This is a genomic window from Streptomyces sp. NPDC058534, assembly GCF_042717365.1.
Classification (GTDB): Bacteria; Actinomycetota; Actinomycetes; order Streptomycetales; family Streptomycetaceae; genus Streptomyces.
Genome location: NZ_JBHXNW010000099.1, coordinates 21,302 through 27,505, shown reverse-complemented (window position 1 = coordinate 27,505; position 6,204 = coordinate 21,302). Strand labels below are relative to the sequence as shown.

The following is a 6,204-nucleotide window of genomic DNA, read 5'->3' as shown; positions in this document are numbered from 1 at the left end:
GGGGTGGGGGCGCTGGCGGAGGGCCAGCCGTGCAGCGGGGTGGCGCGCGAGGCCCGTCCGGTACAGGTGCAAGACGTTCCGGGCTGCGTTGTGGTCGGCGTTGCCCGACCAACCGCAGTCCGGGTTCTTGCACACGAACACGGCCTGGCTCTCCCGGCTGCCGGACGTGGTGAAGCCGCACGCCGAGCAGCGCCTGGAGGTGCCGGGGGCGGGGACCCTGACCACGGTGCCGCCGAGCTGGGCGGTCTTGTACGTCAGCATGGTGACCGTCCGGCCCCATGCCTCCCCGCTGATGGAGCGGTTCAGCCCAGCCTTCCGGGCAACGTTCTTCCCCGGCTCCTCGATGGTTCCCCTGGCCGACTTGACCATGTTCGTGATGCTGAGTGCTTCGACCACGACGGTGCCGTATGTGCGGGCGATGGCGGTGGTCGTCTGGTGCTGCCAGTCCAGGGCCCGGCGCTTGGCTTTCGCGCGCAGTCCTGCGATCTGGTCGTAGGTGCGGTGCAGCCGGCGGCTGGTGCGCTCGCCGGGCCCCCGGTGCTGCTTACGCTGCGCGGCACGCTGCTCCAGGTTCAGGAGCCTGGCCTTCTCCTTGCCGGTCAGCCATTCGCCGTGCTCGTACGTTTCGCCGTCCGAGAGGGCGATGGGCACGGTGACGCCCACGTCGATGCCGATGTCCGGCCCCTGGTGGGGCTCCGGCTCGCTCTCAAGGGTCTGGACACGGAAGGCGATGTGCCAGCCGAGCGCGTCCTTGATCAGTCGTGCCCCGGTGATCCGGTTCTCCGCGCCTGCAAGCTTGCCGACCGGAAGGTCCTTGGTCCACCGGAAGCGGACCCGGCCCACCTTGGGAAGGTTGACCATGCCCCAGCGGCGGTGCACGCGGGTGATGTTCAGGTCCCGGCCCTGCGGGATGTCCACGGACATCACCGTGCGGAACCGGCTCTTGAAGTTCGGGGCGTCGGCGCGGTGCTCCCAGCAGTTCTTCCACGCCTGGAAGTACGTCCTGAGCACCGCTTGCGCGGCCTGCGCGGGCAGGACGGCGAGAAAGCCGATGTCCTCGCGGGCCTGGCGAATCGCAGCGTCCGCGTGCTGGAGAGTCCGCATGTCCTTCGGCATCATCCGCCACCACGCGTGGAGCAGATTCCACATAGTGCGGGCCGCGTGCGCCTGATCATCCGCTGCGCGAACCCCGGCAGGAGACAGCGCAAGCCGGGCACGATGCCCGAACTGCCGTTTGACCAGGGCGCCTTGACTCACGACCGAGACCATAGCATTGGTGTATGTCACCGCGCCGGAGCCCGACCCCGATGTCAGAACCGGTCGCCATGTTGTCTACAACCTGCACGTTCACTTGGTTTTTGTCACGAAATACCGGCGCCATGCTGAACCGCACCGAAGAGATCATGCGGGAGGTCGGCACCGACTTCGAGGCCGAGCTGAAGCAGTTCAACGGCGTACAGAACCACGTGCACCTGCTCGTGCACTACCCGCCCAAGGTCCAGCTCTCCAAGCGGGTCAACTCCCTCAAAGGGCGTCAGCTCCCGCAGGCTCCGCCTGGGGGCACCTCCCGGCCGAAGGCTGGGGAGCGTACGACAGCCACGTCCGCCGGTACCTGTGGGGCGGACACTCCTGGTCCGGTTCCTACTTCGCCGGATCGTGCGGCGGGCACCCTGACCGTCGTCGGTTCCGGCCGGCCGAACCCTCTGCTTCCACACCTCGCCACCGCAGATCCCGAGCCGTCCTCCTCGCGAGCCTCACCGCCGCGCTCGCCGGCACGTACACCGGCTCGTGGGCCAACTCCGGCCGCTTCGCCACCATGCTCCGGAACGTCTACCTGCCCGAGATCATCAACGGCTCCAACTCCAACGGCAACTGGGAGCTGACGATGATGGAGGCCGCGGTCGGTATCTCCGTCTTCCTTGAGGACAAGGTGTCGTACGACAGGGCCATGGCCAGGTTCCGCACCCGCACGGCCACGTACGTGTACCTGGCCTCCGACGGGGATCTGCCGAAGACGGTGCCGAGCCAGAACCTCAACACCCGGGACAAGATCGTCAACTACTGGCAGGGCCAGTCCACCTTCGTCACCGGCCTGACCCAGGAGACCTGCCGGGACTTCACCCACACCGGGTACGGCATCTCGTCCATCTCGCACGTCGCCGAGACCAGCCGGATCCAGGGGCAGGACCTGTATGGCACCGACGTGGGCGAGCGGCTGCGGCACGCGCTCGGCTTCCAGGCGAAGTACGAGCAGGGCACGGCGGTCCCGGACTGGCTGTGCGGGGGTGAGGCGGACCTGGGTCTCGGCCCGGTCACCGAGGTCGGCTACAACGCCCTGCACAACCGCCTCGGCTTCGCGATGACCAACACCCAGGCCCTGACCGAGCGCACCCGTCCGTCCGGTTCGAACAACCTCTTCGTCGCCTGGGAGACCCTCACCCACGGCGACAACCCGGCGTGACGCGGCGGCGGGTGACCGCCGCTCAGCTGTCGTAGTCCACGGTCAGCTTCTCGGAGACCGGGTACGACTGGCAGGTCAGCACGTACCCGGCGTCCACCTCGGCGTCTTCGAGGGCGTAGTTGCGCCGCATGTCCACCTTGCCGTCGGTGACCAGGGCGCGGCAGGTGCCGCAGACCCCGCCCTTGCAGGCGAAGGGCAGGTCGGGCCGGGTCTGCTGGGCTCCGTCGAGGACGGACCGCCCACGGGACAGGGAGGAGGTGGTGGAGCGGCCGTCGAGGGTGATGGTGACCTCGCTGACGGGTCCCGTCGGGCCGGTCTCCTCGTGGCGGACCTCCCGCACGGGCTCGTCGTCGGCGAAGAACAGCTCGCGGTGGACGCGGTCCACCGGGACACCGAGGCCGGCCAGGACCTGCTGGGCGTCGGCGACCATGCCCTGCGGACCGCACAGCCACCAGTGGTCGGCGGCCGGCACGTCCACCAGCGAGCCGACGAGCGCCGAGAGCCGGCCGGCGTCCAGCCGGCCGGAGAGCACCTCGGCCTCGCGGGGTTCGCGGGAGAGCACGTGGGCCAGGTGGAAGCGGGTCGGGTGGAGGTCCTTCAGGTCGGCCAGATCGTCGGCGAACATGACCGTGTCCGTGCGGCGGTTGCCGTAGAACAGGGTGACGGTCGAGCGGTCGTCTGCGGCCAGCACCGACTCGGCGATGGACACCATGGGCGTGATGCCCGACCCGGCCGCGATCAGCACGTGGTGGCCGGGGACGGTCAGGTCGGGTGTGAAGAGCCCGGTGGGCGCCATGACCTCGACGGTGTCGCCGGGCCGCACGTCCTCGACCAGCCACGAGGAGAACACCCCGCCCGGCACCACCCGGACCCCGATGCGCGGCACCGAACCGGCCGGTGCGCAGATCGAGTACGAGCGGCGCTCGTCCCGGCCGTCGACCTCGCGCCGCAGAGTGAGCGACTGGCCGGGCGCGAAGGCGAACTCCCCGGCCAGCTCGTCCGGGATCTCGAAGCTCACGGCCACCGCGTCCGCGCACAGCCGCTCGACGGCGGCCACGCGCAGACGGTGGAAGGCGGGCCGGCGGCGGACGCGCACCGGCGCTGCCGGGACGGGGGCGGTCGGGGCCATCAGATCTCCTTGACGTACTCGAACGGCTCGCGGCAGGCCCGGCAGCGCCACAGGGCCTTGCAGGACGTGGCGGCGAAGCGGGAGGTCTCCTCGGTGTCCGCCGAGCCGCAGCGGGGACACGGCACCGCCGGCCGGGTGGGCGACAGCACGAGAGGAATCGGGCCGCCGCGGGGTGCGGGGCCGGGCGGGGCGATGCCGTGCTCGGCGAGCTTGCGGCGGCCGGACTCGGTGATCCAGTCGCTGGTCCAGGGCGGGTCGAGGACCGTGCGGATCTCCACGCGCTCGTATCCGGCGTCCCGCAGCCGGGCGGCGACGTCCGCGCGCATCTCGGCCATGGCCGGGCAGCCCGAGTAGGTGGGGGTCAGGCTCGCCACCACGGTGCCGTCCGCGCCGACCTCGACGCCGCGCAGGACACCCAGGTCGGCGAGGGTCAGCATGGGCAGCTCGGGGTCCGGCACCCGCTCGGCGACGCGGCGGGCCCGGGCGGTGTCCAGGAGTACGGTCACCATGTCGCCTCCGGGTGGGCGCGGGCGACGCCCTGCAACTCGGTGAGCAGCGGCGCCAGATGCTCGGTGTGCTCGCCGGCGCGGCCGGAGCCGGGCAGGGGGCGGTACACCGGCAGGGGCAGGCCGGCCGCCTCGGTGACCTGGCGCAGCACGTCGGCGACCTCGTCCCGCACGTCGTAGGCCGTGTGCAGCTCGCCGAGGTACGGGGCGACCTCGTCCAGCGCCGCCCGCATCCTGCGGTGCGACTCGTCGGTGCCGTCGCCCAGGCGGACGGCCCATTCGGCGGCGTACTGCCGGTGGTACGTCAGTTCCTTGACGCCCTTGGCCGCGACCGCCGCGAGGACCGGATCGGGGTGGTCCACCAGCCGCTGGAAGTGGGCCAGCCGCCAGCTGGAGAGCACCAGCAGCCGCACCACGGCGAACGCGAAGTCGCCGCCGGGGAGTTCGGCCAGGGTCACGTTGCGGAAGTCGCCGGCGTCGCGGAAGTAGGCGTAGGCGTCCTCGTCGCGGCCGGTGCCGTCGGCCTGCCCGGCGCGGGCGTACAGCAGGCGGGCCTGGCCGAGGAGGTCGAGGCCGATGTTGGCCAGCGCCACCTCCTCCTCCAGCTCCGGGGCGCGGGTGACCCACTCGGCGAGCCGCTGGGCGCTGATCAGGGCGTCGTCGGCCAGCGCCACGCAGTCCGCGGCCAGTGCGGCGGCGTCGACGCCCTCGGGCACGGTGGTGTCGACGCCGTGCAGCGGGTCCTCGAAGCCGGTGCCGTAGGCCCAGCGGGTGTCGTCCTCGTGTCCCTCGGCCAGGGTGAGGTAGACGTGGTCGTCGCTCATGCCCTGCTCCTAGATGTGGGGGACGTCGTCGGGGATGTCGTAGAAGGTCGGATGGCGGTAGACCTTGTCGGCGCTGGGGGCGAAGAAGGGGTCCTTCTCGTCGCGGGTGGAGGCGGCGATGTGCTCGGAGCGCACCACCCAGATGCTCACGCCTTCGTTGCGCCGGGTGTAGAGGTCGCGGGCGTGGGTGAGGGCCATGGCGTCGTCGGCGGCGTGCAGCGAGCCGACGTGCACGTGGTTGAGGCCGCGCTTGCCGCGCACGAAGACCTCGTACAGCGGCCAGCCCTGCTTCTCGGAGGTCATGCCACCGCTCCCTTCGCCGCGCGGGCGGCCTGCTTGGCGGCGTGGGCGGTGGCCGCCTCGCGCACCCAGGCGCCCTCTTCGTGGGCGGTCCGCCGCCGCTCGCTCCGCTGTGCGTTGCACGGGCCGTCGCCCTTGATGACCCGCATCAGCTCGTCCCAGTCCGGGGTGCCGAAGTCGTGGTGTCCCGCCTCCTCGTTCCACCGCAGCTCCGGGTCGGGCAGGGTGACGCCGAGCTTCTCCGCCTGCGGGACGGTCATGTCGACGAAGCGGCGGCGCAGCTCGTCGTTGCTGTGGCGCTTGATCTTCCAGGCCATCGACTGGGCCGAGTTGGGCGAGGCGTCGTCGGGCGGGCCGAACATCATCAGGGACGGCCACCACCAGCGGTCCACCGCGTCCTGGACCATCTCGCGCTGGGCGGCGGTGCCGCGCATCATCGTCATCAGCAGCTCGTAGCCCTGCCGCTGGTGGAACGACTCCTCCTTGCAGATGCGCACCATCGCGCGCGCGTACGGGCCGTAGGAGCTGCGGCACAGCGGCACCTGGTTGCAGATGGCCGCGCCGTCCACGAACCAGCCGATCACGCCGACGTCGGCGAAGCTGAGGGTCGGGTAGTTGAAGATCGACGAGTACTTCTGCCGGCCCTCGATCAGCCGCTGGGTGAGGTCGTCGCGGTCCGCGCCGAGGGTCTCGGCCGCCGAGTACAGGTACAGGCCGTGGCCGGCCTCGTCCTGGACCTTGGCGAACAGGATCGCCTTGCGGCGCAGCGACGGCGCCCGGGTGATCCACTCGCCCTCCGGCTGCATGCCGATGATCTCCGAGTGCGCGTGCTGGGCGATCTGCCGGATCAGCGTCTTCCGGTAGCCGTCGGGCATCCAGTCCCGCGGCTCGATGCGCTGGTCGCGCGCGATCGTCGCGTCGAAGTGCTCCTGGAGCGCGTCCGGGGGCGGCGCCTCGGCGGCGTGTGTCGTGGTCATCGTCACC

General features: G+C 71.2%; 6 protein-coding genes and 2 pseudogenes. 2 read left to right on the top strand and 6 right to left on the bottom strand.

The window, feature by feature from the left end; all coding sequences use genetic code 11:
* On the bottom strand, positions 1 to 1,257 hold a 1,257-nt coding region (locus tag ACFWR9_RS38150), incomplete at its 3' end, for an RNA-guided endonuclease InsQ/TnpB family protein (protein ID WP_383850926.1).
* Between the two features lie 19 nt (positions 1,258 to 1,276).
* Here ACFWR9_RS38150 and tnpA point away from each other — a divergent pair.
* Positions 1,277 to 1,672, top strand: a pseudogene (tnpA, locus tag ACFWR9_RS38145) (IS200/IS605 family transposase); the annotation flags it as partial.
* A 102-nt stretch (positions 1,673 to 1,774) separates the two neighbouring features.
* Positions 1,775 to 2,461: pseudogene (locus ACFWR9_RS38140) on the top strand (hypothetical protein); the annotation flags it as partial.
* A 22-nt stretch (positions 2,462 to 2,483) separates the two neighbouring features.
* On the opposite strand, the gene paaE reads toward ACFWR9_RS38140, so the two are convergent.
* The 5 genes from paaE to paaA are packed head-to-tail and all read right to left on the bottom strand — an operon-like array spanning position 2,484 to position 6,197.
* Positions 2,484 to 3,590, bottom strand: coding sequence for a 1,2-phenylacetyl-CoA epoxidase subunit PaaE (paaE, locus tag ACFWR9_RS38135; RefSeq protein ID WP_383850924.1), 1,107 nt, complete (start codon positions 3,588 to 3,590; stop codon positions 2,484 to 2,486).
* Complete coding sequence (gene paaD / locus ACFWR9_RS38130; RefSeq protein ID WP_383850922.1) at positions 3,590 to 4,099, bottom strand: 1,2-phenylacetyl-CoA epoxidase subunit PaaD; 510 nt, start codon at positions 4,097 to 4,099, stop codon at positions 3,590 to 3,592. The genes paaE and paaD overlap by 1 nt, the downstream gene beginning before the upstream one ends.
* Positions 4,093 to 4,920, bottom strand: coding sequence for a 1,2-phenylacetyl-CoA epoxidase subunit PaaC (gene paaC, locus ACFWR9_RS38125; protein ID WP_383850919.1), 828 nt, complete (start codon positions 4,918 to 4,920; stop codon positions 4,093 to 4,095). Before paaC ends, paaD begins: the two co-directional genes overlap by 7 nt.
* A gap of 9 nt (positions 4,921 to 4,929) precedes the next feature.
* Entirely contained in the window at positions 4,930 to 5,223 is a 294-nt protein-coding gene (paaB, locus tag ACFWR9_RS38120; protein ID WP_356200443.1) for a 1,2-phenylacetyl-CoA epoxidase subunit PaaB, read from the bottom strand.
* Positions 5,220 to 6,197, bottom strand: coding sequence for a 1,2-phenylacetyl-CoA epoxidase subunit PaaA (paaA, locus tag ACFWR9_RS38115; RefSeq protein ID WP_383850916.1), 978 nt, complete (start codon positions 6,195 to 6,197; stop codon positions 5,220 to 5,222). The genes paaB and paaA overlap by 4 nt, the downstream gene beginning before the upstream one ends.
* Positions 6,198 to 6,204 lie beyond the last annotated feature (7 nt).